Origin of the sequence: Pseudomonas sp. IT-196MI5 (assembly GCF_949767415.1) — a bacterium.
In the GTDB taxonomy this organism is placed as follows: domain Bacteria; phylum Pseudomonadota; class Gammaproteobacteria; order Pseudomonadales; family Pseudomonadaceae; genus Aquipseudomonas.
Genome location: NZ_CATKPZ010000022.1, coordinates 236,571 through 261,962, shown reverse-complemented (window position 1 = coordinate 261,962; position 25,392 = coordinate 236,571). Strand labels below are relative to the sequence as shown.

24 protein-coding genes are annotated in these 25,392 nt (G+C 58.8%); 13 read left to right on the top strand and 11 right to left on the bottom strand.

Going from position 1 to position 25,392, the window contains the following annotated elements:
• Positions 1-198 precede the first annotated feature (198 nt).
• Positions 199-1,347, top strand: coding sequence for an efflux RND transporter periplasmic adaptor subunit (locus ACM6IK_RS15560; RefSeq protein ID WP_414875025.1), 1,149 nt, complete (start codon positions 199-201; stop codon positions 1,345-1,347).
• A 13-nt stretch (positions 1,348-1,360) separates the two neighbouring features.
• The gene (locus ACM6IK_RS15555) at positions 1,361-4,387 is read left to right on the top strand and encodes a multidrug efflux RND transporter permease subunit (RefSeq protein ID WP_414875024.1); all 3,027 of its coding nucleotides are present in this window, start codon (positions 1,361-1,363) and stop codon (positions 4,385-4,387) included.
• A gap of 201 nt (positions 4,388-4,588) precedes the next feature.
• Here the strand turns inward: ACM6IK_RS15555 and ACM6IK_RS15550 are convergent, their stop codons facing one another.
• The 5 genes from ACM6IK_RS15550 to colR all read right to left on the bottom strand — a co-directional run bounded on the left by ACM6IK_RS15550 (position 4,589) and on the right by colR (position 8,307).
• A complete protein-coding gene (locus ACM6IK_RS15550) occupies positions 4,589-4,816 on the bottom strand; it encodes a hypothetical protein (protein WP_414875023.1) in 228 nt (75 codons plus the stop codon).
• Positions 4,817-4,818: 2 nt separating this feature from the next.
• Complete coding sequence (locus ACM6IK_RS15545) at positions 4,819-5,532, bottom strand: lipopolysaccharide kinase InaA family protein (protein WP_414875022.1); 714 nt, start codon at positions 5,530-5,532, stop codon at positions 4,819-4,821.
• Between the two features lie 4 nt (positions 5,533-5,536).
• Positions 5,537-6,205: a class I SAM-dependent methyltransferase gene (locus ACM6IK_RS15540; RefSeq protein WP_414875258.1), complete on the bottom strand. Its 669-nt coding sequence runs from the start codon at positions 6,203-6,205 to the stop codon at positions 5,537-5,539.
• A gap of 160 nt (positions 6,206-6,365) precedes the next feature.
• Positions 6,366-7,634 (bottom strand): sensor histidine kinase, encoded by a 1,269-nt coding sequence (locus ACM6IK_RS15535; protein ID WP_414875021.1) that lies wholly within the window; start codon positions 7,632-7,634, stop codon positions 6,366-6,368.
• The gene (colR, locus tag ACM6IK_RS15530) at positions 7,624-8,307 is read right to left on the bottom strand and encodes a two-component system response regulator ColR (protein WP_007985839.1); all 684 of its coding nucleotides are present in this window, start codon (positions 8,305-8,307) and stop codon (positions 7,624-7,626) included. Before colR ends, ACM6IK_RS15535 begins: the two co-directional genes overlap by 11 nt.
• A 202-nt stretch (positions 8,308-8,509) precedes the next feature.
• Between colR and ACM6IK_RS15525 the strand changes: the two genes are divergently transcribed.
• On the top strand, positions 8,510-10,459 hold the full coding sequence (locus ACM6IK_RS15525) for an LTA synthase family protein (protein WP_414875020.1): 1,950 nt from the start codon (positions 8,510-8,512) through the stop codon (positions 10,457-10,459).
• A gap of 54 nt (positions 10,460-10,513) precedes the next feature.
• Positions 10,514-11,257 (top strand): phosphatase PAP2 family protein, encoded by a 744-nt coding sequence (locus ACM6IK_RS15520; protein ID WP_414875019.1) that lies wholly within the window; start codon positions 10,514-10,516, stop codon positions 11,255-11,257.
• Positions 11,258-11,379: 122 nt separating this feature from the next.
• On the opposite strand, the gene groL is transcribed toward ACM6IK_RS15520, so the two are convergent.
• The 4 genes from groL to ACM6IK_RS15500 all read right to left on the bottom strand — a co-directional run bounded on the left by groL (position 11,380) and on the right by ACM6IK_RS15500 (position 14,892).
• Positions 11,380-13,026 carry a chaperonin GroEL gene (gene groL, locus ACM6IK_RS15515; RefSeq protein WP_150728305.1) on the bottom strand — a complete coding sequence of 549 codons (1,647 nt, stop codon included), beginning with the start codon at positions 13,024-13,026 and terminating at the stop codon, positions 11,380-11,382.
• A 49-nt stretch (positions 13,027-13,075) separates the two neighbouring features.
• On the bottom strand, positions 13,076-13,369 hold the full coding sequence (locus ACM6IK_RS15510) for a co-chaperone GroES (protein WP_047532658.1): 294 nt from the start codon (positions 13,367-13,369) through the stop codon (positions 13,076-13,078).
• A 248-nt stretch (positions 13,370-13,617) separates the two neighbouring features.
• The gene (locus ACM6IK_RS15505) at positions 13,618-14,094 is read right to left on the bottom strand and encodes an FxsA family protein (RefSeq protein ID WP_218426941.1); all 477 of its coding nucleotides are present in this window, start codon (positions 14,092-14,094) and stop codon (positions 13,618-13,620) included.
• A gap of 66 nt (positions 14,095-14,160) precedes the next feature.
• Positions 14,161-14,892: a HugZ family protein gene (locus tag ACM6IK_RS15500; protein ID WP_414875018.1), complete on the bottom strand. Its 732-nt coding sequence runs from the start codon at positions 14,890-14,892 to the stop codon at positions 14,161-14,163.
• Positions 14,893-15,055: 163 nt separating this feature from the next.
• Here ACM6IK_RS15500 and ACM6IK_RS15495 point away from each other — a divergent pair, with 163 nt between their 5' ends.
• Positions 15,056-15,814, top strand: a complete 759-nt coding sequence (locus ACM6IK_RS15495; protein WP_102671225.1) for an SDR family oxidoreductase — start codon at positions 15,056-15,058, stop codon at positions 15,812-15,814.
• A 121-nt stretch (positions 15,815-15,935) separates the two neighbouring features.
• Here the strand turns inward: ACM6IK_RS15495 and apbC are convergent, their stop codons facing one another.
• On the bottom strand, positions 15,936-17,030 hold the full coding sequence (apbC, locus tag ACM6IK_RS15490) for an iron-sulfur cluster carrier protein ApbC (RefSeq protein ID WP_218426935.1): 1,095 nt from the start codon (positions 17,028-17,030) through the stop codon (positions 15,936-15,938).
• Between the two features lie 246 nt (positions 17,031-17,276).
• Here apbC and metG point away from each other — a divergent pair, with 246 nt between their 5' ends.
• The 8 genes from metG (at position 17,277) to ACM6IK_RS15450 (ending at position 24,270) form a co-directional block, all read left to right on the top strand.
• Positions 17,277-19,328 (top strand): methionine--tRNA ligase, encoded by a 2,052-nt coding sequence (gene metG / locus ACM6IK_RS15485; protein ID WP_414875017.1) that lies wholly within the window; start codon positions 17,277-17,279, stop codon positions 19,326-19,328.
• Between the two features lie 254 nt (positions 19,329-19,582).
• Positions 19,583-20,152, top strand: coding sequence for an electron transport complex protein RnfA (locus tag ACM6IK_RS15480; protein ID WP_414875016.1), 570 nt, complete (start codon positions 19,583-19,585; stop codon positions 20,150-20,152).
• Entirely contained in the window at positions 20,149-21,162 is a 1,014-nt protein-coding gene (gene rsxB / locus ACM6IK_RS15475) for an electron transport complex subunit RsxB (RefSeq protein ID WP_414875015.1), read from the top strand. Before ACM6IK_RS15480 ends, rsxB begins: the two co-directional genes overlap by 4 nt.
• Entirely contained in the window at positions 21,149-22,135 is a 987-nt protein-coding gene (locus ACM6IK_RS15470; protein WP_414875014.1) for an RnfABCDGE type electron transport complex subunit D, read from the top strand. The genes rsxB and ACM6IK_RS15470 overlap by 14 nt, the downstream gene beginning before the upstream one ends.
• Positions 22,132-22,743 carry an RnfABCDGE type electron transport complex subunit G gene (locus ACM6IK_RS15465; RefSeq protein WP_414875013.1) on the top strand — a complete coding sequence of 204 codons (612 nt, stop codon included), beginning with the start codon at positions 22,132-22,134 and terminating at the stop codon, positions 22,741-22,743. Before ACM6IK_RS15470 ends, ACM6IK_RS15465 begins: the two co-directional genes overlap by 4 nt.
• Positions 22,736-23,320 carry an Rnf-Nqr domain containing protein gene (locus ACM6IK_RS15460; protein ID WP_414875012.1) on the top strand — a complete coding sequence of 195 codons (585 nt, stop codon included), beginning with the start codon at positions 22,736-22,738 and terminating at the stop codon, positions 23,318-23,320. Before ACM6IK_RS15465 ends, ACM6IK_RS15460 begins: the two co-directional genes overlap by 8 nt.
• Positions 23,321-23,345: 25 nt before the next feature.
• The gene (gene nth / locus ACM6IK_RS15455) at positions 23,346-23,984 is read left to right on the top strand and encodes an endonuclease III (RefSeq protein WP_007972326.1); all 639 of its coding nucleotides are present in this window, start codon (positions 23,346-23,348) and stop codon (positions 23,982-23,984) included.
• A gap of 106 nt (positions 23,985-24,090) precedes the next feature.
• Positions 24,091-24,270: a PA3496 family putative envelope integrity protein gene (locus ACM6IK_RS15450; RefSeq protein WP_414875011.1), complete on the top strand. Its 180-nt coding sequence runs from the start codon at positions 24,091-24,093 to the stop codon at positions 24,268-24,270.
• A gap of 80 nt (positions 24,271-24,350) precedes the next feature.
• Here ACM6IK_RS15450 and ACM6IK_RS15445 read toward each other — a convergent pair whose 3' ends face one another.
• Entirely contained in the window at positions 24,351-24,977 is a 627-nt protein-coding gene (locus tag ACM6IK_RS15445) for a response regulator transcription factor (RefSeq protein ID WP_008053528.1), read from the bottom strand.
• Between the last annotated feature and the right edge of the window lie 415 nt (positions 24,978-25,392).

Here is a 25,392-nt window from a genome sequence, read left to right as displayed (position 1 = left end):
TTCAGAAAAGATCGCCGCCTTGGGCCGCGCCTGCATCGGGATGACGGACACCCCGCAGGCGTGGCCCAAGGCGACGAATCTTTTCAGGCTTTCCCCCCTCTAATACCTCACAACCTGTAAAAACGACAGTTGGATTACCCTCTACACTCCCGGTAATGAGCCCCGCTGTCTCACCTGATTTTCTCCAAGGAACTGGATATGCTGCGTCGCCGCATGCTGATCATGTTGGGTGTCGTTCTACTGATTGTGCTGGTCCTGGCCGCGTACAAAGCCTTCTCGATCTACACGATGGTTCAAGGCTACTCTGCGCCCAGACCGGCCATCAGCGTTGCCGTGGCCACCGCCACCGAGCGCCCATGGCAAGCCCGCCTGCCTAGCGTTGGCACGCTCAAGGCCTTGCAAGGCGTAGACCTGAGCCTGGAGACCGATGGCACCGTCATTGATGTCCAGTTCGAGTCAGGGCAAAAGGTCAAGGCCGGTCAACCTATCGTCCGGCTCGACAGCGCCGTAGAAAGTGCCCTGCTCGAAACCGCCCTGGCCGACCTTGGGCTGGCCCAGCTGGACTACAACCGTGGCAGCCAGCTGGTCGGCAGCCAGGCGATTTCCAAAGGTGAGTTCGACCGACTCTCGGCGGTCCTGAAAAAGAGCAGGGCCACGGTCAATCAGCTCAAGGCTGCCCTCGAGAAAAAACGCATCATCGCGCCGTTCAGCGGCACCATCGGCATTCGTCAGGTGGATGTCGGCGACTATGTGGCCAGCGGCACCATGATCGCCACCCTGCAAGACCTCAGTAGCCTGTATGTCGACTTTTTCGTGCCCGAGCAATCGGTGCCGAAGATCGCTCTCGGCCAACCAGTGCAGGTCATTGTCGCGGCGTATCCGACCCAGGAGTACCCCGGCACCATCAGTGCAATCAACCCCAAAGTCGAGAACAGCACCCGTAACGTGCAGGTCCGCGCCACCCTGGCCAACCCCGATGGCAAGTTGATGCCCGGCATGTTCGCCAGCCTCCAGGTGCTCCTGCCCGACCCGCAACCGCGCATCGTGGTACCGGAAAGCGCGATTACCTACACGCTCTACGGCAACTCGGTGTATGTGGCCGTACCAAAGAAGGCCAAAGATGGCAGCCCGGAAAAGGACGACAAGGGCCAGCCGGTGCTGATCGCCGAACGGCGTTTTGTCGAAACCGGCGAACACCGCGATGGGCAAGTGATGATCACCAAAGGCGTGCAGAGCGGTGAGAAAGTGGTGACCGCCGGCCAGCTCAAACTGGACAACGGCGCACACATTGCCATCAGCGACGACAAGACCCTGGCCGAGCGGAACAGCCCGCCACGCGCGGACTGATCAAGGAATCCCCATGGCTTTTACCGATCCGTTCATTCGCCGCCCGGTTCTCGCAACCGTGGTCAGCCTGCTGATTGTGCTGCTGGGTTTCCAGGCCTGGGGCAAGCTGCCCCTGCGCCAGTACCCGCAAATGGAAAACGCCCTGATCACGGTGACCACCGCCTACCCCGGGGCCAACGCCGAGACCATCCAGGGCTACATCACCCAACCGTTGCAGCAAAGCCTGGCCAGCGCCGAGGGCATCGACTACATGACCTCGGTGAGTCGCCAGAACTTTTCGGTGATCTCGATCTACGCGCGCGTCGGCTCCAACAGCGACCGTCTGTTTACCGAACTGCTGGCCAAGGCCAACGAGGTCAAGAGCCGGCTGCCCCAGGACGCTGAAGACCCGGTGCTGAGCAAACAATCTGCCGATGCGTCAGTGCTGATGTACATGAGCTTTTTCAGCAAGGAATTGAGCAACCCGCAGATTACCGATTACCTGTCGCGGGTAATCCAGCCGAAACTGGCGACCTTGCCCGGCATGGCCGAAGCCGAGATCCTCGGCAACCAGGTCTTTGCCATGCGCCTGTGGCTGGACCCGGTGAAGCTCTCCGGTTTCGGCCTCAGCGCCAGCGATGTGACCAACGCGGTGCGCCAGTACAACTTCCTCTCGGCCGCCGGTGAGGTGAAAGGCGAATACGTGGTCACCAGCATCAACGCCAATACCGAACTCAAGTCCGCCGAAGCCTTCGGGGCGATTGCGCTCAAGGTCGACGGCGACAGCCGTGTGTTGCTGCGCGATGTGGCGCGTGTGGAAATGGGCGCGGAAAACTACGACACCATCAGCTCGTTCGGTGGCACCCCTTCGGTGTACATCGGCATCAAGGCGACACCCGGCGCCAACCCGCTGGAGGTGATCAAGGAAGTGCGCAAGATCATGCCGGACCTTGAGGCCCAGCTACCGCCGAACCTCAAGGGTGAAATCGCCTATGACGCCACCCTGTTCATCCAGGCCTCGATCGACGAAGTGGTGAAAACCCTGTTCGAAGCGGTGCTGATCGTGATCGTGGTGGTGTTCCTGTTCCTCGGCGCCCTGCGTTCGGTAGTGATCCCGGTGGTGACCATCCCGCTGTCGATGATCGGCGTCATGTTCTTCATGCAAATGATGGGGTACTCCATCAACCTGCTCACCCTGCTGGCGATGGTATTGGCCATCGGTCTGGTGGTGGATGACGCCATCGTCGTGGTGGAAAACATTCATCGCCACATCGAGGAAGGCAAGACACCGCTGGACGCCGCCATTGAAGGTGCCCGGGAAATCGCCATGCCGGTGGTCTCGATGACCATCACCCTGGCCGCGGTATATGCACCGATCGGCTTCCTGACCGGCCTGACCGGGGCACTGTTCAAGGAGTTCGCCCTGACCCTGGCCGGCGCGGTGGTGATCTCCGGTATCGTCGCCCTGACCCTGTCGCCGATGATGTGTGCGTACCTTCTGCGTCACGACGAGAATCCCGGTGGTCTGGCCCATCGCCTGGACATGACTTTCGAAAACCTCAAGCGGCGCTACCAGAGCCTGCTTCACGGCACCCTCAACACCCGGCCGGTGGTATTGGTGTTCGCTGTAATCGTGTTGTGCCTGATTCCGGTCTTTCTCAAATTCACCAAATCGGAACTGGCGCCAGATGAGGACCAGGGCATCATTTTCATGATTGCCAACGCCCCGCAACCGACCAACCTCGACTACCTGAACACCTACACCAACGAGTTCGTCTCGATCTTCAAGGCATTTCCCGAGTACTACTCGTCATTCCAGATCAACGGTTTCAACGGCGTGCAATCGGGCATCGGCGGTTTCCTGCTCAAGCCATGGAGTGAGCGCAGTCGCACGCAAATGGCGATCCTGCCCAAGGTGCAGGCCAAACTGGAAAAGATCCCGGGGCTGCAGATTTTCGGCTTCAACCTGCCATCACTGCCAGGCACCGGCGAAGGCTTGCCGTTCCAGTTCGTCATCAACGCCGCCAACGATTACGAATTGCTGCTGCAGGTGGCCGACCGGGTACAAAAACGTGCGAAGGAATCCGGCAAGTTTGCGTTTGTCCACGTTGACCTGGCCTTCGACAAGCCGGAAGTGGTGGTGGATATCGACCGCGCCAAGGCTGCACAGATGGGGGTTTCCATGCAGGATCTGGGGGGAACCCTGGCGACCCTGCTGGGTGAAGCCGAGATCAACCGTTTCACCATTGAAGGTCGCAGCTACAAAGTCATTGCCCAGGTCGAGCGGCCGTTCCGCGACAATCCGGACTGGCTGAACAATTACTACGTGAAAAACGCCAAGGGCGAGCTGTTGGCATTGTCGACCCTGATCACCGTCTCCGACCGTGCTCGACCGCGACAACTGAACCAGTTCCAGCAACTCAACTCGGCCACCCTGTCCGGCGTGCCGCTGGTGAGCATGGGGGAAGCCATCGACCTCATGCGCCAGATCGCCCAGGAAGAGGCGCCCGCCGGCTTTGCCTTCGACTACGCCAGCGCATCGAGGCAGTACGTTCAGGAAGGCAGTGCCCTATGGGTCACCTTTGCCCTGGCACTGGCAATCATTTTCCTGGTACTGGCGGCCCAGTTCGAAAGCTTCCGCGACCCGCTGGTGATCCTGGTCACCGTGCCCCTGTCCATCTGCGGCGCATTGATTCCGCTGTTCCTGGGTTGGTCGAGCATCAACATCTACACCCAGGTCGGGTTGGTGACGTTGATCGGGCTGATCAGCAAGCACGGCATTCTGATCGTCCAGTTCGCCAACCAGCTGCGCAAGGACAAGGGCCTGACGGCCAGGGAAGCGGTAGAGGAAGCGGCGGCCATCCGGCTGCGTCCGGTCTTGATGACCACCGCGGCAATGGTGTTCGGCATGGTGCCATTGATCATCGCCACCGGTGCCGGCGCGGTCAGCCGGTTCGACATCGGCACGGTCATCGCAACGGGCATGTCGATCGGCACGTTGTTCACCTTGTTTGTGTTGCCCTGCATCTACACGTTGCTGGCTAAACCCGATAAACCCTGACACAGATGCATCTGTGGGAGTAGAACCTGTGGGAGCGAGCTTGCTCGCGATGAGGGCGTGTCAACCACCATAGATATCGACTGATACACCGCCATCGCGAGCAAGCTCGCTCCCACAGGGTTTTGTGTGATACCTGGCTGCTTTCTTCAGGTAAAAAAAGGCCTCGCATCAGCGAGGCCTTTCATTTGGGCTTCAATCGGTTCAATTTTGCGACCTCAATCCTTGAGAAAGTCCGAACATGAACAACAACAGATCATGATCGGGTCGAGTGGCCACGGGCGCCTTCGCAACCCGTGGCAATGGACAATGTTCTTCTACGCTTATCGAGCTGAGAACCCGGGGGCGTGGTTGCTCCCAGGTTGCCATCGCGATTGATGCAACTGCCAAGGCTCCTACCAGAAACACACCTCGTGCAATTTCGAGTTTCATCGCTATAAACCCTTGATAGCGCTGCCAAACGCCGTCTCATAAAAATAGATGAGCTTTTTCCAGTCTGCCGCGCTGAATGACGAGTGGCGACGCAACTGCTTCATGTCATGGACAGCTGCGCGATAGGCGGTCAAACGCCGTCGGCATTTCTCCAGATCGATCAGGGCAACTTCGACCTTGGCCGACTCGCCCTCACCGGTCACGCGAACGAATACGTGCTTGTCGTAAAGGCAGCCGTGCTGCCAGCGGCCCTTGTGCATACGGGCCAGGTTTTCAGCCAGGTCCTTGAGCACCCGTTCATTTATGGCTGCACCATGACGCTCGCGACCGCCACCGGCGTACCAGCGATCGATTTCCTCGTAGCCGTCCAGCGACTTGGTGACCAGCAAGGCACGCCACTTGTGCACAGGATCGCGCTGTGCACCACAGAAAATGATTTGCGGAACCCGCACGCCAAGCGCGGTCATACCGATGAGCGCAGCATGCTCGCGCATTACCGTAGGCCGCCCGAAAGGGTGCTGCAAGCTACGATGGATATGCCCGGTCTGACGCTTGACGTAGAGCAGTTGACCATCACTGCCCATCACCCGTTGAACGCCGCTTTCCCCACCGCGACGGACGTTGGGTTCTTCCACCCATTCACCGCGCTGATTCCAAAAGTAATCGAAGCGGTCCTGGGGAGCGACTTCCGTTTCTGCTGCACACTGCACTGCCATCCTGTTACCTCTTGCGTAATACGTAAACTCGCCACATCGCATAGAGCGGCAAAAAGTCCAGTTGTTCCTGGATGAGGAAACCCGCCTGCTCAATTTCCTTTTCTATGGTAGCGGCCGGTAACACAAACCGGTTTTGGTAACCTTCCTGCCCACGGGTTTTCTCCGAACGCTTGCGTTTCCAGGCCTTGAAGTTGCCATCGACCCACAGCGAAAGGATCACGCTGTCACGGGAAACTCGCTCGAATTCGCGCAAAATGGCCATGCGATGCTCGGCTTCACCGATGTGGTGGAGCAAGCGCATGCAAAAAATGCTGTCGACGGAGTTATCCGGCAAAGCGATGTCGAATGCAGACGTGTGCAAGGGTTGTACCCGTTTCACCACGTCGGCAGGTTGCGCCTGGGTTGCGATCTTCAGCATGGACTCCGAGTTATCGGCGCCGATGATCACACGGTTGGATTTTTCCGCCAACAAGGGCCAGAAACGCCCTGCACCGCACGGTAAATCGAGGACCAGGCCAGGCTCGCCAACCAAGGCCAGCGCCTTGCGCGCCAGTTGTTCGTCACGCCAATGGGACAATCGACGGCCAAGACCCTCCTGGTGTTTGCGCAAATAGCGTTGCGCGTGTTGATCATCGTACTTTTCGGAAAAGTCGAGTTTGACCGGGCCGTCCATCATCAGGTCTCCTGAACTTCTGATAGCAACTACCTTAGGTATTGGGGTGTCGGCGACAGGTGATCCACCTGTGAAAAATTTGTCACGGGAAACCCAAAAATGTTACAGGGATTTACAGAACAGGTAGCGTTTGCTGTACACCCGACTCAACTGATCAAATTCAGGACAACTCCACCTGAAAACGGCAGCCACTAGGTTCCATGGTTGTCAGGCTGACGCTCCAGCCCTGGTTTTCACAGATCCGCTGCACCAGTGAAAGCCCCAGGCCCAGGCCTTCCCCGCGCTTTTCGTCGCCCCGAACGAACGGTTCGAACATCGCCTCGCGTTTTTCCTCGGGAATGCCCACGCCACTGTCTTCGACCAGAAAGCCCGTACCCGTCAGGGTCAGGCGGATGAAACCCCGCTCGGTGTAATGCAAGGCATTGCGCAGCAAGTTGCCCATCACCGCGTGCAAGAACGTCGCGTTGTAGCCCTTGGCCTTGGGATTGCCCGGTTCGAAGATCAGCTCCAACCCTTTGCTTTCGATAGGTTCACGCCATAGACCGAGCAGGCCCTCGGCCACCTGGCTAAGGGACTGTTGCGGCGACATGCTGGCGTCTTCGCGTTGGGCACGGGCAAGCATCAGGAAGGTTTGCACCAGCTCACGCATTTCTTCACACGCTCGGGCAATGCGTTCGACCTGAGCGCGGCCGCGCTGATCGATACCGGGGTTTTCCAGCAACAACTCACAGGAACTGGCCAATATCATCAGGGGCGTGCGCAATTCGTGGCTGACGTCGCTGGTGAACAACCGCTCGCGGGTCAAGGCCTGACGCAGGCGCCCAAGGGTGGCGTCGAAGGCCACGGCCAGTTCGCCCACTTCGTCAGCGGCATAGTCCGGAGCCAACGGAGGAGCCAAACCCAGCAGTTGATCACGATGGCGTACCTGGCGGGCCAACCGCACCACCGGTGCCATAACCTTGCGGGCCAGGACCCAGCCAAGAAATACCGCCAGCGCCAGGCTCAGGACGAAACCCACCAGCACCACGGCAAACAGCACCCGCTCACGCTCTTCGAAGTCGCTCTGGTCCTGCAACAGCACATAACGTCGGCCGTCGACGATTTCGACCATGGCGTGGTACGACAGGTTTTCACGGAACACTTCATGGAAACCCGGCTCCAGGTGCCGCAAATCCTTGGGTAATCTGAAATCGCCTGGCCCGCTGCTGAAGTAGAACAATTGGTCCGGTTCGGGACGATGGCGCCAGTCCGTGACATTGTCCATCAGCAACAGGCGCTGCAAATCGCCACCCAGACCTGCCGAAATCAGTTTTTCTTCCACCAGGTGCACGGTCGCCACAATGCCCATGGCAAAGGCACCCGCCACCAGTGCGCTCATCAGCGCAAAGGCAATGATGATTCGTTGAGAAAGGCTCTGCTTAAACTCCATCACGCCCCTCGGCCAAGCGATACCCCACACCGTGCACGGTTTGCAGCAATGGCTTGGCGAACGGCTTGTCGATCACCTGGCGCAGTTGGTGGACATGGCTGCGCAGGCTGTCGCTGTCCGGGCAGTCGTCGCCCCAGAGCGCTTCTTCAAGAATTTCACGGCGCAATACGTGCGGGCTTTTCTGCATCAACACGGCCAGAAGCTTCAGGCCGACCGGGTTGAGTTTCAGCAAGCGGCCTTCGCGAGTGACTTCCAGGGTGTCGAGGTCATAGCTCAGGTCGCCGACCTGCAAGGTCCGCCGGCCGCCACCCTGGGTACGGCGCATGACCGCTTCGATGCGCGCCGCCAGCTCAGACAGGGCGAACGGTTTGATCAGGTAGTCATCGGCGCCGGACTTGAAGCCTTGCAGACGGTCATCCAGTTGATCGCGGGCCGTGAGCATGATCACCGGCGTTTCGCGTCGGGCATCTTCGCGCAGGCGCTTGCACAGGGTGTAGCCATCGATGCCGGGCAGCATGATATCGAGCACGATCAAATCGTAATGCTCGGTGGCTGCCAGATGCAGACCCGAAAGACCGTCCTGCGCGCAATCCACGGTATAGCCTTTGAGCCCCAGGTAATCGGCCAGGTTGGCCAGGATATCGCGGTTGTCTTCAACCAATAGAATTCGCATGGGTATCTCTCCGTCCACAGTAACAGCCGTCGTGGCCCGCGCAGCTTAAGGCCAAGTGTGGCCCACGGCTAGGGGAAGGCTGTGTATGGATCAATTCGCTCAACCAATAGGTATGATTGACAAGTTTTTCACTATCGATTCACACGCTGACTACAGCGGTCGATGAAAACTGTCACGCGATTGATAATAAGGAATATAAAAAATGGACTATTTGAAAACAGCCCCCATGCGCTTTTTGCTGCTGGTCGCCGGCTCCTGGCTGGCAATATTTTTTCTGACTCGAACAGTCCTGCTTCTCACTCATCTGGATGAGGCCGGAAGTGGCTTCCTTCCGGTGTTCGGCATCGGCCTGCTGTACGACCTGGGTTTCATTGCCTACGCAGCACTGCCCATGGGCCTCTACCTGTTGCTATGTCCGCCGGCCCTGTGGCGCACGCGTGGCCATCGCTGGTTTCTTCAGGGGCTGCTGACTGTCAGTCTGTTCGCGATGTTATTCACTTCAGTCGCCGAGTGGCTATTCTGGGATGAATTCGGCGTGCGCTTCAACTTCATCGCCGTCGACTACCTGGTGTATTCCGACGAAGTATTGAACAACCTGCTTGAGTCGTACCCGATCGGCACGCTGCTGAGCATCCTCGCCGTGCTGGCCGTGGTCCTGAGTCTTGTATTGCGTAAAGCGTTCAATGTTGCACTCGATGCGCCGTTGCCGCCGCTGCGTGGTCGCTTGCTCAATGCACTCGGTTTGTTGATCGTCGCCGGTCTGAGCATGCAGTTGCTCAGCCAGGACTCCCCGCGCGCCCAGGGCGGCAATGCCTATCAGAACGAACTGGCGAGCAACGGTCCATACCAGTTCTTCGCCGCGTTCCGTAACAACGAACTGGACTACCCGCAGTTCTACAGCACGCTGCCATCGGCTGTGGTTGCCCAACAGATTCGCGCCGAACTGGCAGAACCCAATGCCCGCTTCGTGGGTGAGGACCCGCAGGACATTCGCCGGCAGATCGATAACCCGGGCACGCCACGCAAGCCCAACATCGTACTGGTCACCATTGAAAGCTTCAGCGCCAAGTACATGGGCAGCAACGGCGATACCCGCAATCTGACACCCAACCTCGATGCCCTGCGCAAGCAGAGTCTGTATTTCAATAATTTCTACGCCACCGGCACCCGCACCGACCGCGGCCTGGAAGCCATCACCCTGGCGATTCCGCCGACGCCCGGTCGCTCGATCGTCAAGCGCGTGGGCCGTGAAAGCGGCTTTGCCAGCCTTGGCCAGCAACTCAATGCCGTGGGCTACGACAGTGTGTTCGTCTATGGCGGCCGCGGTTACTTCGACAACATGAATGCGTTCTTCAGCGGCAACGGCTACCGCGTCGTGGACCAAAGCAGCGTCGAGGAGTCGGAGATTCACTTCAAGAATGCCTGGGGCATGGCTGACGAGGATCTCTACAACCAGACACTGAAACTGGCCGATGCCGACTATGCCAGGCAGCAGCCATTCCTGCTGCAACTGATGACGACGTCCAACCACCGTCCTTACACCTATCCGGACAACCGGATCGACATCAAGTCCGGCAACGGCCGTGACGGCGCGGTGAAATACACCGACTACGCCATTGGTCAGTTTCTCGATCAGGCGCGTCAAAAGCCCTGGTTTGACAATACAATCTTCGTCTTCGTCGCCGACCACACCGCAGGCAGCGCCGGTAAGGAAGACCTGCCCATCGCCAACTATCAGATTCCGCTGTTCATCTATGCGCCCAAGTTGATCGAAGCTCGGGAAACTGCACAATTGGCCAGCCAGATCGATCTGGCGCCGACGTTGCTGGGCTTGCTCAATCTGGATTATGAGTCGACGTTCTTCGGCCGTAACCTGTTGCAGGACAACCCGCTGCCGCCACGGGTGGTGGTCGGCAACTATCAGCACCTGGGGTTGTTCGACGGCAAGGACCTGGCAATTTTGAGCCCTCGCCAGGGATTGCGTCGTCACGATGACGCACTGACCGAAAGCCGCGAGTCCCGGTCCAGCGCCGATGACCCGCTGATTACCCGCGCTATCACTTATTACCAAACCGCCAGTTATGGCTTCAAGCAACAGCTGCTTGGCTGGAAGGCGCCCAAGGAGGGTGCCGGTCAAGTCGGCGAACGTTAACCGAATCGCCCCGGGCTGATGCCCCGGGGCTTGTTCCTTTGTTCAGGATCCACCATGTCATCAACCGCTGTCCGCCCTGCCCCTCGCCCGCTCAACTTCCGGGTATGCCTGGGGGTTCCCGCCGTTGCGGCGATCGTTCTGGTGTTGCTCGAACTGACCTCACTGGACATGGACCTTGCCAAGCTGTTCTACGACCCGGTCGCGGGGGACTTCATCGGACGGCACAGTTACTTCCTGGAAAACATCCTGCATACCCGCGCCAAGCAGGTCGTCATTGCATTTTCGGTGTTCGCCGTCCTCGGCTACATCGCTTCGTTTTTCATGGCAAAACTCAAGCCGTACAAGCGCGAACTGGGTTGTCTGGTGCTGTCCCTGGGCCTGGCGACTTCCTTTGTCACGCCCATGAAAGCGGTGACCGCGGTGCAATGCCCCTGGAGTCTTGAGCAATTCGGCGGTCACGAGACGTACAGCGAACTATTGAGCCATCGCCCGCCTACCGAGAAACCGGGGCGCTGCTGGCCCGGCGGCCATGCGGCCACCGGTTTCACCCTGTTTGCCCTGTTTTTCGTATTGCGTGACCGTCGCCCGCGCATGGCTCGCGCAGTATTTGTCTTCGCCTTCGCCCTCGGCTCGGTGTTCTCCATCGGGCGAATGATGCAGGGCGCGCACTTCTTCTCGCACAACGTGTGGACGGCGGTGTTCTGCTGGCTGATTTGTCTGGGGTCGTATTACTACGTTCTGTATCGACCTGCACTCAAGACTGAGCACGAGACAAAGGCTGAACCGGTCAGCGCCTGACCTGACGCCATCGCGAGCAAGCTCGCTCCCACAGTGGATCGATGTGACCACTGAAATCCGGGCGATAAAAAACCCCGCCTGCTTTCGCAGGCGGGGTTTTTTCGTACAGGGGTAAGGCTGGCTTACATCATGCCGCCCATGCCACCCATGCCGCCCATGTCTGGCATACCGCCGCCAGCACCGCCGTCTTTCTTCGGTGCATCAGCTACCGCGGCTTCGGTGGTCAGGATCAGACCGCCGATCGACGATGCAGCTTGCAGCGCGGAACGGGTGACCTTGGTCGGATCCAGGATACCCATTTCGATCATGTCGCCGTACTCGCCAGTCGCAGCGTTGTAACCGAAGTTACCTTTGCCGTTCTTGACTTCGTTGACCACAACGCTTGGCTCGTCACCGCTGTTGGCAGCGATCTGACGCAGCGGTGCTTCGATGGCACGACGCAGAACGGCGATACCCACGTCCTGGTCGGCGTTGTCGCCTTTCAGGTCGAGGATTGCTTCCAGAGCGCGGATCAGCGCAACGCCACCGCCAGGTACCACGCCTTCTTCAACGGCTGCACGGGTTGCGTGCAGGGCGTCTTCAACGCGGGCTTTCTTCTCTTTCATTTCTACTTCGGAACCAGCGCCAACCTTGATCACTGCAACGCCGCCGGACAGCTTGGCCAGACGCTCTTGCAGTTTTTCACGGTCGTAGTCCGAGGAAGTTTCGGCAACCTGAGCACGGATCTGAGCAATGCGGGACTCGATGTCGCCTGCTACGCCAGCACCGTCAACGATGATGGTGTTTTCCTTGGAGATGGTCACGCGCTTGGCGCTGCCCAGGTTTTCCAAGGTGGCTGCTTCCAGGCTCAGGCCGATCTCTTCAGAGATAACGGTACCGCCGGTCAAAACGGCGATGTCCTGCAGCATGGCCTTGCGACGGTCGCCAAAGCCTGGAGCCTTGACGGCTGCGACTTTAACGATGCCACGCATGTTGTTCACGACCAGAGTCGCCAGGGCTTCGCCTTCAACGTCTTCGGATACGATCAGCAGTGGACGGCCGGCTTTGGCAACGGCTTCCAGTACTGGCAGCATTTCGCGAATGTTCGAGATCTTTTTGTCGACCAGCAGCACCAGCGGGTTGTCCAGCTCGGCAACCATGGTTTCCGGCTTGTTGACGAAGTACGGGGACAGGTAGCCACGGTCGAACTGCATGCCTTCTACAACCGACAGTTCGTTTTCCAGGCCAGTGCCTTCTTCAACGGTGATCACGCCTTCTTTACCGACTTTTTCCATGGCTTCGGCAATGATGTCGCCGATGGAGTTGTCGGAGTTGGCCGAGATGGTGCCAACCTGAGCGATGGCCTTGGTGTCAGCGCATGGCTTGGACAGGTTTTTCAGCTCTTTGACGATGGCGATGGTCGCCTTGTCGATGCCGCGCTTCAGATCCATCGGGTTCATGCCGGCAGCGACGGCTTTCAGGCCTTCGTTGACGATCGACTGAGCCAGAACGGTAGCGGTGGTAGTACCGTCACCAGCGTCATCGTTGGCACGGGAGGCAACGTCTTTGACCAGCTGCGCGCCCATGTTTTCGAAACGGTCTTCGAGTTCGATTTCTTTGGCGACGGAAACGCCGTCCTTGGTGATGGTCGGAGCGCCGAAGCTCTTCTCGATGATCACGTTACGGCCTTTCGGGCCCAGGGTCGCTTTTACCGCGTCAGCCAGGACGTTGACGCCTTTGAGCATTTTCTTGCGGGCGGAATCGCCAAACAGAACTTCTTTAGCAGCCATGATCGATATTCCTTAAATACTTTGTAGTAGCGGAAAATGAACGGGGGTATCAGCCTTCGATAACAGCGAGGATTTCGTTCTCGCTCATTACCAGCAGGTCTTCGCCGTCGACTTTCACAGTGTTGCTGCCGGAGTAAGGACCGAACACAACCTTGTCGCCCACTTTTACAGCCAGTGCGCGCACTTCACCGTTGTCCAGTACGCGGCCGGTGCCTACAGCGAGGATTTCGCCGCTGTTGGCTTTTTCAGCAGCCGAACCTGGCAGGACGATACCGCCAGCGGTTTTCTTTTCTTCTTCGCTGCGACGGATGACGACGCGGTCATGCAGAGGACGAAGCTTCATTGTCGATCTCTCCTAATTGTGGTTTTCATCGGCCGGTGTAGTCCCGGCGGGTTTAACAAAGGCCGGCAGTGCCGGTTGCGGTTCGTCAACGAACCGCGGAAGTCTGTCTGGCGTGTTCGCCAGAAACCTTGCGGTGACCGTTACATAAGGGCGCATAAGCTTATTACAAGGGTGGGGATCGAAAAAATTTCAGTTCGCTGCCCCCGCATACGAACACGGCACCCGAAGGTGCCGTGTCGATGTGCGTATTACTTGGTATCGCGGTGTTCGAACTCGCCTTCGATCACGTTGGGCTCACGGCCCAGCGGCTCGCGAGGCGCCGGGCCGCCACGGGCCTGGAGGTCGTCGGCGAACGCTCGCTGACGCATCGCCTGCTCTTCGGCGCGCTGGCGCATTTTATTGGCCAGCAGACGACGACTGAACGGCAGCAGCATGAACAGGCCGATCACATCGCTGATGAAACCGGGAAGAATCAGCAGGCCACCGGCCAATGCCAGCATCAGGCCTTCGAGCATGGTCTGGGCCGGCAGCTCGCCGCGGTTCAGGCTTTCACGGGCACGCAGGGCCGTGGCCAGGCCGGCGACGCGCAGCACGAACACGCCGAACATCGAGCCGAGAATGATCAGTAGCAGGGCCGGGAAAAACCCGATAGACCCTGCCACCTTGACGAATACGAACAGCTCCAACACCGGGAACAGCAGAAAGAGCAACAAAAAAGGGCGCATCAAATGGTTCCTCAACGCAAGAATGCCTTGCCAGTTCACCTTAGATGACGTCGCCGTTTCGTGAATTCAAGCATCGGCCACTTCATTTTTCGGCCAATGCTCGGCGTGGGCCAGAGAAACCAAGGCTTCGCGGACTTGTGTCGGCGTATTACAAGGAGCTTGAAACGGCAACCAGTACAGACTCTGGCCAATGCGCAGGTGCATGCCTTCGCTGTCGATACCAGCCATTTGCGCAGGCACGTTTTTCGGCAGTCCGGCCAGCTCGACGTAATGGGCGATGGCCTTGGCGTGGTCGGCGTTCATGTGCTCGACCATGCTCTCTTCGGCCTTGCCGGCGAACGGGTTGGCCAGGGTCAGGTCGTTGACCCAGTGAATCGCGCCAAAACCGCCGATATAACGGTGGCGTACAGGCTTGAGCACCCAGAAATCGAAATCGTGGGCCTTGTGATAACCCTGCGACTCCGGGAAGTAGCGGTAGTAACGCTCGGAGGCGGCTTCGATGGCGGCTTCGTCTTCGAGCTGCTGCGCCTCGGCCAGGTAAGTCAGTCGACCAACGGCCTGGACATCTTCAGCCCCACGCTCGCCCACGAACAGCGAACATTTCGGATCTTTCTGCAGATTATGCGTGTGCTGGGCGATGCGGCTGATCAGGATCAGCGGCCGGCCCAGCTCATCCAGGCAGTACGGGACCACGGAGCCGAATGGAAAACCGGGCATCGATTTGGAGTGCGTCGAAAGCACCCCACGGTATTCCTTGAGGAGCAATTCTCGTGCATGCTTAGCTGCTTCAACGCTCAATTTATGACTCCTTAAATAGAATCCGTCATAAAAACGGACGGGCTGCTGGTGGAAAGTTCCAGCACGTCATTGGGGCAGTTCTCATGTGCAGCCAAGCCAGGTCAGGCGCAGATCGAGAGGCTCTCTAAAGGAAACCACTCAGACCTGCTACCGGGGCATGCGAATGCAACTCACTGACAAAGTAATCATTATCACTGGCGGTTGCCAGGGTTTAGGCCGTTCCATGGCCGAGTATTTCGCAGGCCTTGGCGCGAAACTCGCGCTGGTCGACCTCAATCAGGAGAAACTCGACGATGCCGTCGCGGCCTGCAAGGCCCAAGGTGTCGAGGCCCGCGCCTACCTGTGCAACGTGGCCAACGAAGAGCAAGTGACCCACATGGTTGCCCAGGTCGCTGAAGACTTCGGCGCGATCCATGGTTTGATCAACAACGCCGGGATCCTGCGCGACGGCCTGTTGCTCAAGGTCAAGGATGGCGAAATGACCAAAATGAGCCTGGCCCAGTGGCAGGCGGTCATCGACGTCAACCTGACCGGCGTGTTCCTGTGCACTCGTGAAGTCGCGGCGAAAATGGTCGAGCTGAACAACAGCGGCGCAATCATCAATATCTCGTCGATTTCCCGCGCCGGCAACGTCGGTCAGACCAACTACTCGGCGGCCAAGGCCGGTGTCGCTGCGGCGACCGTGACCTGGGCCAAGGAACTGGCGCGCTACGGCATTCGCGTCGCCGGCATTGCACCGGGCTTCATCGAAACCGAAATGACTCTGGGCATGAAGCCTGAAGCGCTGGAAAAAATGACCGCCGGGATCCCGCTCAAGCGCATGGGCAAGCCTGAGGAAATCGCCCATTCGGCGGCATACATCTTCGAGAACGACTACTACACCGGTCGGATTCTGGAAATGGATGGCGGGCTGCGTATCTAAGACGCGACAAAGAACAACTGTAGGAGCGAGCCTGCTCGCGAAGGTGTGTCAGGCACCGCGGTGTCGACTGATACACCATCGCGAGCAGGCTCGCTCCTACAGGGATTCGTATTTCAGCTTATTAGTCGTCGCTGACGCTGATATTCGGCATCGCCGGCGTCAACGCTTCCTGCAATACGATCCGCGCGCCGACATGGCGGGCCAGTTCCTGGTAGACCATGGCGATCTGGCTGTCAGGCTCGGCGATCACCGTTGGCTTGCCGCCATCGGCCTGCTCGCGGATGACCATCGACAGCGGCAACGAGGCCAGCAGTTCGACGCCATACTGGTTGGCCAGTTTCACGCCACCGCCCTCACCGAACAGATGCTCGGCATGTCCGCAATTGGAGCAGATGTGCACGGCCATGTTTTCCACCACGCCCAGCACCGGAATGTTGACCTTGCGGAACATTTCCACGCCCTTGCGCGCGTCCAGCAATGCCAGGTCCTGCGGGGTGGTCACGATGACCGCACCGGCCACAGGCACTTTCTGCGCCAGGGTCAACTGGATGTCACCGGTGCCTGGCGGCATGTCGATGACCAGGTAGTCCAGGTCGCCCCACGCAGTCTGGGTCACCAATTGCAGCAAGGCGCCGGAGACCATCGGACCACGCCAGACCATCGGTGTGTTGTCATCGGTGAGGAAGGCCATGGACATCACTTCGACACCATGGGACTTGAGCGGCACGAACCACTTCTGGTCCTTGACCTCTGGACGGGTGCGCTCAGGGATGCCGAACATGATGCCTTGGCTCGGACCGTAGATGTCTGCATCGAGAATCCCGACCTTGGCGCCTTCGCGGGCCAGGGCCAGGGCCAGGTTGGCCGCCGTGGTGGATTTGCCCACGCCGCCCTTGCCAGACGCCACGGCCACCACGTTCTTGACGTTGGCCAGGCCCGGAATCTGTGCCTGGGCCTTGTGTGCGGCAATCACGCTGGTGATGTCGACCTTGGCACTGGCTACGCCATCCAGCCCCTGAATAGCCATTTCCAGCATTTGTGCCCAACCACTCTTGAACAGGCCGGCGGCGTATCCCAACTCGAGCTGAACGCTGACGCGGTCGCCCTGGATGTCGATGTTGCGCACGCACCCGGCGCTGACCGGGTCCTGGTTCAGGTATGGGTCGGTGTATTGGCGAAGGACGGCTTCCACCGCTGCGCGATTGACGGCGCTCATGGGCAACTCCGAAAACAGGACTGGAAAAAGATAACGGGTATCGTACCTGTTCTGATCGTTTGGCGGGATGCTCAAAAGATCGCAGCCTGCGGCAGCTCCTGCAGATGTACGCCGATTCCCTGTAGGAGCTGCCGCGGGTTGCGATCTTTTCTGTCTGCACATCCAATGAAACAGGCTCACAGGGTGAAAAATATGCGCCAGCGCTTTATAGTGGCCGACCTCCGTTTCATCAAGTAGCCGAGCCCCATGTCCGAGCCACGCAAGATCCTCGTCACCAGCGCCCTGCCCTATGCCAATGGTTCGATTCACCTCGGCCATATGCTGGAATACATCCAGACCGATATGTGGGTGCGCTTCCAGAAGCACCGCGGCAATCAATGTATCTATGTCTGCGCCGACGACGCCCACGGTTCGGCGATCATGCTGCGCGCGGAAAAGGAAGGCATCACCCCGGAACAACTGATCGCCAACGTCCAGGCTGAACACAGCGCCGACTTTGCCGACTTCCTGGTGGATTTCGATAACTTCCACTCCACTCACGCCGAAGAAAACCGTGAGCTGTCGAGCCAGATCTACCTGAAGCTGCGTGACGCCGGGCACATCGCCACGCGCTCGATCACCCAGTATTTCGACCCGGAAAAGAAAATGTTCCTGGCCGACCGCTTCATCAAGGGCACCTGCCCGAAATGCGGCACCGAAGACCAGTACGGCGACAACTGCGAAAAATGCGGCGCGACCTACGCACCGACCGACCTGAAGGATCCGAAGTCGGCGATCTCCGGTGCCACCCCGGTGCTCAAGGATTCCCAGCACTTCTTCTTCAAGCTGCCAGACTTCCAGCAAATGCTGCAAACCTGGACCCGCAGCGGCACCCTGCAGGATGCCGTAGCCAACAAGATCGCCGAATGGCTGGACGCCGGCCTGCAACAGTGGGACATCTCCCGCGATGCGCCGTACTTCGGTTTTGAAATCCCCGACGAGCCGGGCAAATACTTCTACGTGTGGCTGGATGCACCGATCGGCTACATGGCCAGCTTCAAGAACCTGTGCAACCGTACGCCGGAGCTGGACTTCGACGCGTTCTGGGGCAAGGACTCCACCGCCGAGCTGTACCACTTCATCGGCAAGGACATCGTCAACTTCCACGCCCTGTTCTGGCCAGCCATGCTCGAAGGCGCGGGCTACCGCAAGCCGACCGGGATCAACGTGCACGGCTACCTGACCGTCAACGGCCAGAAAATGTCCAAGTCTCGTGGCACCTTCATCAAGGCCCGCACTTACCTGGACCACCTGTCGCCGGAATACCTGCGCTATTACTACGCAGCCAAGCTGGGCCGTGGCGTCGACGACCTCGACCTCAACCTCGAGGACTTCGTGCAGAAGGTCAACTCCGACCTGGTGGGCAAGGTCGTCAACATCGCCAGCCGTTGCGCCGGCTTCATCAACAAGGGCAATGCCGGCGTGATGGTCGACACCAACGCCGCGCCTGAACTGACCGAAGCCTTCCTGGCCGCCGCGCCAGGCATTGCCGACGCCTATGAAGCCCGCGACTTCGCCCGCGCCATGCGCGAGATCATGGGCCTGGCCGACCGCGCCAACGCCTGGATCGCCGACAAGGCACCGTGGTCGCTGAACAAACAGGAAGGCAAGCAGGATGAAGTCCAGGCCATCTGCGCCACCGGCGTCAACCTGTTCCGCCAACTGGTGATCTTCCTAAAGCCTGTGCTGCCGCTGCTGGCCGCCGACGCCGAGGCGTTCCTGAACGTCGCGCCGCTGACCTGGAACGACCACGCGACCTTGCTCAGCAACCATCAGTTGAACGAGTTCAAGCCGTTGATGACCCGAATCGACCCGGTCAAGGTACAAGCCATGACCGACGCCTCGAAAGAAGACCTGACCGCCAGCCAGACTGACACTGGCGAGGCTGCACCTGTCGGCAATGGCGAACTGGCCAAGGATCCGCTGTCGCCGGAAATCGAGTTCGACACCTTTGCCGCCGTCGACCTGCGTGTCGCCCTGATCGTCAAGGCAGAACACGTGGAAGGCGCCGACAAGCTGTTGCGCCTGACCCTGGACATCGGTGACGAGCAACGCAACGTGTTCTCCGGGATCAAGAGTGCCTACCCGGACCCGTCCAAGCTCAATGGTCGCCTGACCATGATGATCGCCAACCTCAAGCCACGGAAAATGAAGTTCGGCATTTCCGAAGGCATGGTGATGGCGGCGGGCCCTGGCGGTGAAGAAATCTACCTGCTCAGCCCTGACAGCGGCGCCAAGCCAGGTCAGCGCATCAAGTAAATTTCTGCGCTGAACCGATCCCACAGTCGTGCCTGGCGCGACTGTGGGATTTTCATGTCTGGCCCACCCTCCCGCCTTGCCGGATAATGCCTAAGCTCTTCAGACCATCTCCTGTAGGAGCGAGCTGGCTCCGGGCGGCGCTCCGACGATGGTCGTTAACGATAATGCGTGCCCACAGGTTGAACGTGGCGCTCTTGAGTCCATCGCGAGCAAGCTCGCTCCTACAAAAACTACCGTTCCTGCCGGCACCGACAATGACCGAGATCCTGCTTACGCTCATCAGCGCCGCCCTGATCAACAACCTTGTGTTGCACTGGCCGCTGGGCGTCGATCCGCTGCTGGGCAGCCCGCGCCGGCAGGTCCATGCCTTGGGCATTGCGACGACGTGCCTGATGCTGGTCGTGGGCATGCTCGGCTACGCGCTCTATCACTGGCTGCTGGTGCCGCTGCAATTGACGCCGTTGCGCCTGTTTGTGTTTCTGCCATTGAGCGTGCTGCTGATCAGCCCGTTGCTGAAGTTGCTGGCCCGGGTGTTTTCGACATTGCCGTTCGAGGACCTCTGGCCGTTGCTGCTGGGCAATGCTGGCGTACTCGGCGTGGCCTTGCTCAACGCTCAGCAAGACAAGGGCTTCTTTCATGCCACAGCCTTGAGCCTGGGTGCAGGGCTGGGCTTCTGGCTGGTATTGAGCCTGTTCACTGATTTGCGTGAACATACAGCCGACAACGATGTTCCCCTGCCCTTTCGCGGCCTGCCGATCGACCTGATTGGTGCCGGCCTGATCGCTGTGGCTTTTCTCGGATTCAGCGGACTGATCAAAACATGAGTCTGATTCAACGCATCGACGCACTCTTGCCGCAAACCCAATGCGGCAAATGCGGCCACCCCGGGTGCAAGCCGTACGCCGAAGGCATCGCCAGCGGTGAGCCGATCAACAAGTGTCCGCCCGGTGGCAAGGAAACCATCGCGGCCCTGGCCGAGTTGCTGAAGGTGCCGGTGCTGGAACTGGACACCACTCGCGGCTCGGCACCTGCGCAGATCGCCTATATCCGCGAGGCCGAGTGCATTGGTTGCACCAAGTGCATTCAGGCCTGTCCGGTCGATGCCATCGTCGGCGCGGCCAAACTGATGCACACGGTGATCATCGATGAGTGCACCGGTTGCGATCTCTGCGTAGCACCATGCCCGGTGGACTGCATCGAAATGCGCCCGCTGCCACTGGACAATGTATTGCCAGTTGTCGGGGGCCTGGCCCTCACACCGCAAGCGCGGCAGGCCCGCACCCTCAAGCGCGATCACGCACGGCGCCGCTTCGAACAACGCAATGCGCGCTTGCAGCGCGAAGAACAACAGAAAATCGCCGAGCGCCAGGCCCGGCAACGTGCCGCGCAACCCGCCGAGGCGTCTGTCGACCCGGTTCAGTCCGCCCTCGAGCGTGTTCGCGCACAGAAAGCCGCCAATGCCGATGCCGCGCTGAAAAAGGCGAAAATCGAGGTGGCGATGAGTCGGGCGCAACTGCACAAATCGCTGAAGGCCTTCGGACATCCGCCGACCTTCGAACAGCAATCGCAGTTGATCGTCCTGCAACAACAGTTCGAAGCCGCCGAGCAAAACCTGGCACAACTGGAAAGCGTCGCACCACCGGCCCCCGCGCCGACGGTCGTAGCGGTGTCGTCAAATGATGCCGATCTGAAACGGGCCAAGATCCAGTTGGCCATGCGCCGCGCCGAACTCAAGAAGGCTTTGTCCAACGAAGCACCGGCGGAACAAATCGAAGCCCTGGAGCGCGCACTCGGTGAAGCCGAACGTCAGGTGGACGCCCATGCCCGCCCTTGAAGCGGTTGATGATCGCCTGCAACAGGCCATGAAACTGGTGCTGTTGGCCACGCTGCCGGGAATGCTGGCGGCGTTCTGGCTATACGGCTGGGGCGTGTTGATCAACCTGGTTCTGGCGGCCGCTGCTGCGCTGGCCGTCGAGGCCGCTGTTGTGCAATGGCGCAAGCGGCCGCTGCGACCAACCCTGAGTGACGGTAGCGCGCTGGTCAGTGCCACCTTGCTGGCTCTGGCGCTACCGCCTTACTGCCCATGGTGGCTGACCCTCAGTGCTGCCGCTTTTGCGATGGTGCTTGGCAAGCACTTGTATGGCGGCGTCGGCTCGAATCCCTTCAACCCGGCGATGCTCGGCTTTGCTCTGGTGCTGGTGACCTTTCCCCAATCAATGACCCATTGGCCCTCGTCCCATGGCATGGATCTGCTGAGTGGCTTGCAGCAAGTGTTCGGTGTCGGCCAGCCGCCGGATGCATGGGTGCAGGCTACGGCACTGGACAGTCTGCGGATCAACAAAAGCCTGACCATGGATGAACTGTTTGCCGACAACCCGGCATTCGGCCACTTCGGCGGCCGGGGAGTGGAATGGCTGAACCTGGCCTTTGTGGCGGGTGGAATGTTTCTCCTGCAACGGCGGGTGATCAGTTGGCATGCCCCGGTCGGCATGCTGGTCAGCCTGTTCATCACCAGCCTGCTGTGCTGGAACGGGTCGGGCTCCGACTCCCATGGTTCACCGCTGTTTCATCTGCTTAGCGGCGCGACCATGCTGGGGGCGTTCTTCATCATCACCGAACCGGTGTCCGGCGCCAGAAGCCCAGGGGCAAAACTGCTGTTCGGCGTCGGCGTCGGACTGCTGACTTATCTGATTCGTACCTGGGGCGGCTATCCGGACGGCATCGCCTTTGCCGTGCTGTTGATGAACCTGTGTGTGCCAGCACTGGAGCGGTTCGTGGCGGCCAGACAACAGCCGGAGGTACCATGAGCCGGACGTCAAGCATTGCGCTTCTGGTGCTTTTGACCGCACTGGGCCTTGGTGTGACGTACTTCGTGCAGCTCGGCAGCGCGCCGCGCATTGCGGCCGAACAGCGCCTGATCGACAGCCGCAATCTGCTAGACCTGATCGCGCCGGACAGCTACGACAATCAACCACTCGAACACCCCATCAGGGTCGAATCAACTGCCCTGACCAACAGTGCCTTGCTCGGTGGCTATCTGGCGACCCGGACCGATCACCCCGTCGCAGTGTTGCTGCGCAGTCAAACCCTCGGCTACGCGGGTGCCATCGACCTGTTGATCGCTGTCGACACCAATGGCAGATTGCTGGGCGTCAAGACCCTCAAACAGTCGGAAACACCAGGACTGGGTGCGCGGATCGCCGACTGGCCCAACGCCTGGCTTCAGATTTTTTCCGGCAAGTCTCGAATAGAACCGGGCGACAATGGCTGGGCATTGAAAAAGGATCAGGGGCAGTTCGATCAGATCGCCGGTGCGACCATCACTTCAAGGGCGGTGATCAATGCCGTCCACGATGCGTTGCGCTATTTCGATGAACACCGGCAACAACTGCTCGGAAACCCTGCCCATGGATAACTCATCGAACCTGCGCAGCACCTTGATGCTGACGCCTCTGATCGGCGCTACCGAGTCGCTGATGGCCGCACTTGGCCTGTGCCTGATGTTCATGGTGGTGACCCAGTTGTTCAGCCTGGCCATGGGCGCCCTGCGATCCCGACTGGTCCCGGCGACCCGCTTGCCGGCCAGCATTCTGTTGGCGACCACGCTCACCAGTTGCGCGGAACTCATGGCACAGGCCTGGTCGCTGCAATGGCAGCAGCATCTGGGGTTTTATGGCGCGTTGATCGCCTTGCAATGCGTCGTACTGGAACACACCGGGTTCTTTCAGAGCGATTGGCGTCAACGCCTGCGACTCAACGGCCTGTTTGCCACGCTGATGATCGCGCTGGGCCTGCTGCGCGAACTCATCGGCAACGGAACACTTGGAAATCATCTACCGTGGCTGTCCAGTGCAACGCAAACTGACTGGCAAGGTTGGGTACTGATGGCGGATGGCGGTCTGCGCCTGGCCACATTGGTCCCTGGCGGGTTCATCCTGCTCGGACTGCTGATCGCCGCCTGGCAGGCCTGGCGACCCAGGTCCACACATTGATCGTCTTCGAGGAAACGCACTGCCCATGAATGCCGCAAAACGTCTGGAAATCTTCCGCAGGCTGCACGAGGACAACCCGGAACCAAAGACCGAACTGGCCTATTCCTCACCGTTCGAATTGCTGATTGCCGTGATTCTCTCGGCGCAGTCGACCGATGTCGGCGTCAACAAGGCCACGGCCAAGCTGTTCCCGGTCGCCAATACCCCGGCAGCGATCCATGCCCTGGGCGTGGAGGGACTGTCGGAGTACATCAAGACCATCGGTCTGTACAACAGCAAAGCAAAAAACGTGATCGAAACCTGCCGCCTGCTGGTCGAGCGCCACGCCGGTGAAGTGCCACAAACCCGCGAAGAGCTGGAAGCACTGCCCGGCGTCGGCCGAAAAACCGCCAATGTGGTACTCAATACGGCATTCCGTCAGCTGACCATGGCCGTCGACACGCATATTTTCAGGGTCAGCAACCGGACTGGCATTGCTCCCGGCAAGAATGTGGTGGAAGTCGAGAAAAAGCTGATGAAATTCGTACCCCGGGAGTACCTGCTCGACTCCCACCACTGGCTGATCCTTCACGGCCGCTATGTTTGCCTGGCCCGCAAGCCCCGATGCGGGAGCTGCCGGATCGAGGACCTGTGCGAATACAAGCACAAAACCTCCGACGATTGAGGCGCTATTAGGTTTATTGAATTGTCGATTGAAAAAATCTTTTTTACCCGCCGGGAGATTGTCGATATAAGGAGCGCCAAAGGCCTTCTTAGCCTGGAGTAACTAAATGAGTACTGGCAATGAGCAATTGGACGTAGAAGACGACTTCACCACCGCCGAAACCGATGACGCCGAGCCGGTGGTTGAAGCAGCGAAAACTAATCTGAGCAAACGCCGCACCATCGACAATCTGCTGGAGGAGCGCCGACTGCAAAAGCAATTGGCCGATTACGATTTTGACTTATGACACCTGAAAGCCTCCCGAAACGGAGGCTTTTTTTTAAGTGCCATACTCTGGTTGACACCCCTTGTCGCACAGCTACGTCATTACACCAGACCATTGCGTTGTGCCAACTCGATCAAATCGACCAGAGACCTCGCATTCAGTTTGAGCAAAAGGCGGGTCTTGTAAGTACTGACTGTTTTATTGCTGAGAAACATTCCATCGGCAATCTCCTTATTGGTCTTTCCTCGGGCCAACTGTTGCAGGACCATCATTTCCCGTCCTGACAATCGATCAACCATATCGGCCTCACTGGCGTTCCCCAAACTGCAACGCACGGTATGCAAGGCTTGATTAGGAAAATAACTGTAGCCTGACAACACGGCCTTTATCGCACTGAGCAACTCCGTCAGGTCTTGTTGTTTGCAGACATAACCGGCCGCACCGGATTGCATGCAACGCATTGAAAAATGCCCCGGTGCCTGGGAAGTCAGGATCAGAACTTTCATCGGCATTGAGGTCGAAGACAAACGCGCGATGACTTCCAATCCGTCCAGCTTCGGAATCCCGATATCCAGAATGACAATATCCGGCATAAGTTCACGGGCCAGTTGCAGTGCATCCACACCATTATCAGTTTCTGCAATAACTTCGTAGCCATGACGTTCCATTAGCATACGTACCGCAAGACGAATGACGGGGTGATCATCCACGATCAGCACTTTATTCATGGGCAAGTCCAATTTTCGCTGTTCGAATTTTTAGAGTCCGCACAATAGCCTAGTCGTTTCACCCATGGCATGTCGCCCCTTCCGGACACCCACACCAAGAGACATCCCCTACAAACAACACGGATTTCTCCTACAAAAACCCCTCGAACGGAATGAGTTGAAAACTGTGTCAGCGTCAGTCTGTCGCACTTTCCAGCAGCTACCTCTATCGATATACGACCAAAATTTTCCGAGATCCGGCCTGAACAGTCGCGCCTTGACAAACATAAGTCTCTACTCCTTCGTTAAAACGTAACTGATATTTTCGCACTCAACACTCACACCAGAAATATCACACACCAAGCATCCAATTACTCTTACAGCAAATAATATTTTTTGAGCAATCATTAAAGCACCACCAACACTTAAAAAACCG

What these genes read in the sequence shown, in the direction of transcription:
- ACM6IK_RS15560 (WP_414875025.1), top strand. Translation starts at nt 199, where the DNA reads ATGCTGCGTCGCCGCATGCTGATCATGTTGGGTGTCGTTCTACTGATT.
- ACM6IK_RS15555 (WP_414875024.1), top strand. Translation starts at nt 1,361, where the DNA reads ATGGCTTTTACCGATCCGTTCATTCGCCGCCCGGTTCTCGCAACCGTG.
- ACM6IK_RS15550 (WP_414875023.1), bottom strand. Translation starts at nt 4,816, where the DNA reads ATGAAACTCGAAATTGCACGAGGTGTGTTTCTGGTAGGAGCCTTGGCA.
- ACM6IK_RS15545 (WP_414875022.1), bottom strand. Translation starts at nt 5,532, where the DNA reads ATGGCAGTGCAGTGTGCAGCAGAAACGGAAGTCGCTCCCCAGGACCGC.
- ACM6IK_RS15540 (WP_414875258.1), bottom strand. Translation starts at nt 6,205, where the DNA reads ATGGACGGCCCGGTCAAACTCGACTTTTCCGAAAAGTACGATGATCAA.
- ACM6IK_RS15535 (WP_414875021.1), bottom strand. Translation starts at nt 7,634, where the DNA reads ATGGAGTTTAAGCAGAGCCTTTCTCAACGAATCATCATTGCCTTTGCG.
- colR (WP_007985839.1), bottom strand. Translation starts at nt 8,307, where the DNA reads ATGCGAATTCTATTGGTTGAAGACAACCGCGATATCCTGGCCAACCTG.
- ACM6IK_RS15525 (WP_414875020.1), top strand. Translation starts at nt 8,510, where the DNA reads ATGGACTATTTGAAAACAGCCCCCATGCGCTTTTTGCTGCTGGTCGCC.
- ACM6IK_RS15520 (WP_414875019.1), top strand. Translation starts at nt 10,514, where the DNA reads ATGTCATCAACCGCTGTCCGCCCTGCCCCTCGCCCGCTCAACTTCCGG.
- groL (WP_150728305.1), bottom strand. Translation starts at nt 13,026, where the DNA reads ATGGCTGCTAAAGAAGTTCTGTTTGGCGATTCCGCCCGCAAGAAAATG.
- ACM6IK_RS15510 (WP_047532658.1), bottom strand. Translation starts at nt 13,369, where the DNA reads ATGAAGCTTCGTCCTCTGCATGACCGCGTCGTCATCCGTCGCAGCGAA.
- ACM6IK_RS15505 (WP_218426941.1), bottom strand. Translation starts at nt 14,094, where the DNA reads ATGCGCCCTTTTTTGTTGCTCTTTCTGCTGTTCCCGGTGTTGGAGCTG.
- ACM6IK_RS15495 (WP_102671225.1), top strand. Translation starts at nt 15,056, where the DNA reads ATGCAACTCACTGACAAAGTAATCATTATCACTGGCGGTTGCCAGGGT.
- apbC (WP_218426935.1), bottom strand. Translation starts at nt 17,030, where the DNA reads ATGAGCGCCGTCAATCGCGCAGCGGTGGAAGCCGTCCTTCGCCAATAC.
- metG (WP_414875017.1), top strand. Translation starts at nt 17,277, where the DNA reads ATGTCCGAGCCACGCAAGATCCTCGTCACCAGCGCCCTGCCCTATGCC.
- ACM6IK_RS15480 (WP_414875016.1), top strand. Translation starts at nt 19,583, where the DNA reads ATGACCGAGATCCTGCTTACGCTCATCAGCGCCGCCCTGATCAACAAC.
- rsxB (WP_414875015.1), top strand. Translation starts at nt 20,149, where the DNA reads ATGAGTCTGATTCAACGCATCGACGCACTCTTGCCGCAAACCCAATGC.
- ACM6IK_RS15470 (WP_414875014.1), top strand. Translation starts at nt 21,149, where the DNA reads ATGCCCGCCCTTGAAGCGGTTGATGATCGCCTGCAACAGGCCATGAAA.
- ACM6IK_RS15465 (WP_414875013.1), top strand. Translation starts at nt 22,132, where the DNA reads ATGAGCCGGACGTCAAGCATTGCGCTTCTGGTGCTTTTGACCGCACTG.
- ACM6IK_RS15460 (WP_414875012.1), top strand. Translation starts at nt 22,736, where the DNA reads ATGGATAACTCATCGAACCTGCGCAGCACCTTGATGCTGACGCCTCTG.
- nth (WP_007972326.1), top strand. Translation starts at nt 23,346, where the DNA reads ATGAATGCCGCAAAACGTCTGGAAATCTTCCGCAGGCTGCACGAGGAC.
- ACM6IK_RS15450 (WP_414875011.1), top strand. Translation starts at nt 24,091, where the DNA reads ATGAGTACTGGCAATGAGCAATTGGACGTAGAAGACGACTTCACCACC.
- ACM6IK_RS15445 (WP_008053528.1), bottom strand. Translation starts at nt 24,977, where the DNA reads ATGAATAAAGTGCTGATCGTGGATGATCACCCCGTCATTCGTCTTGCG.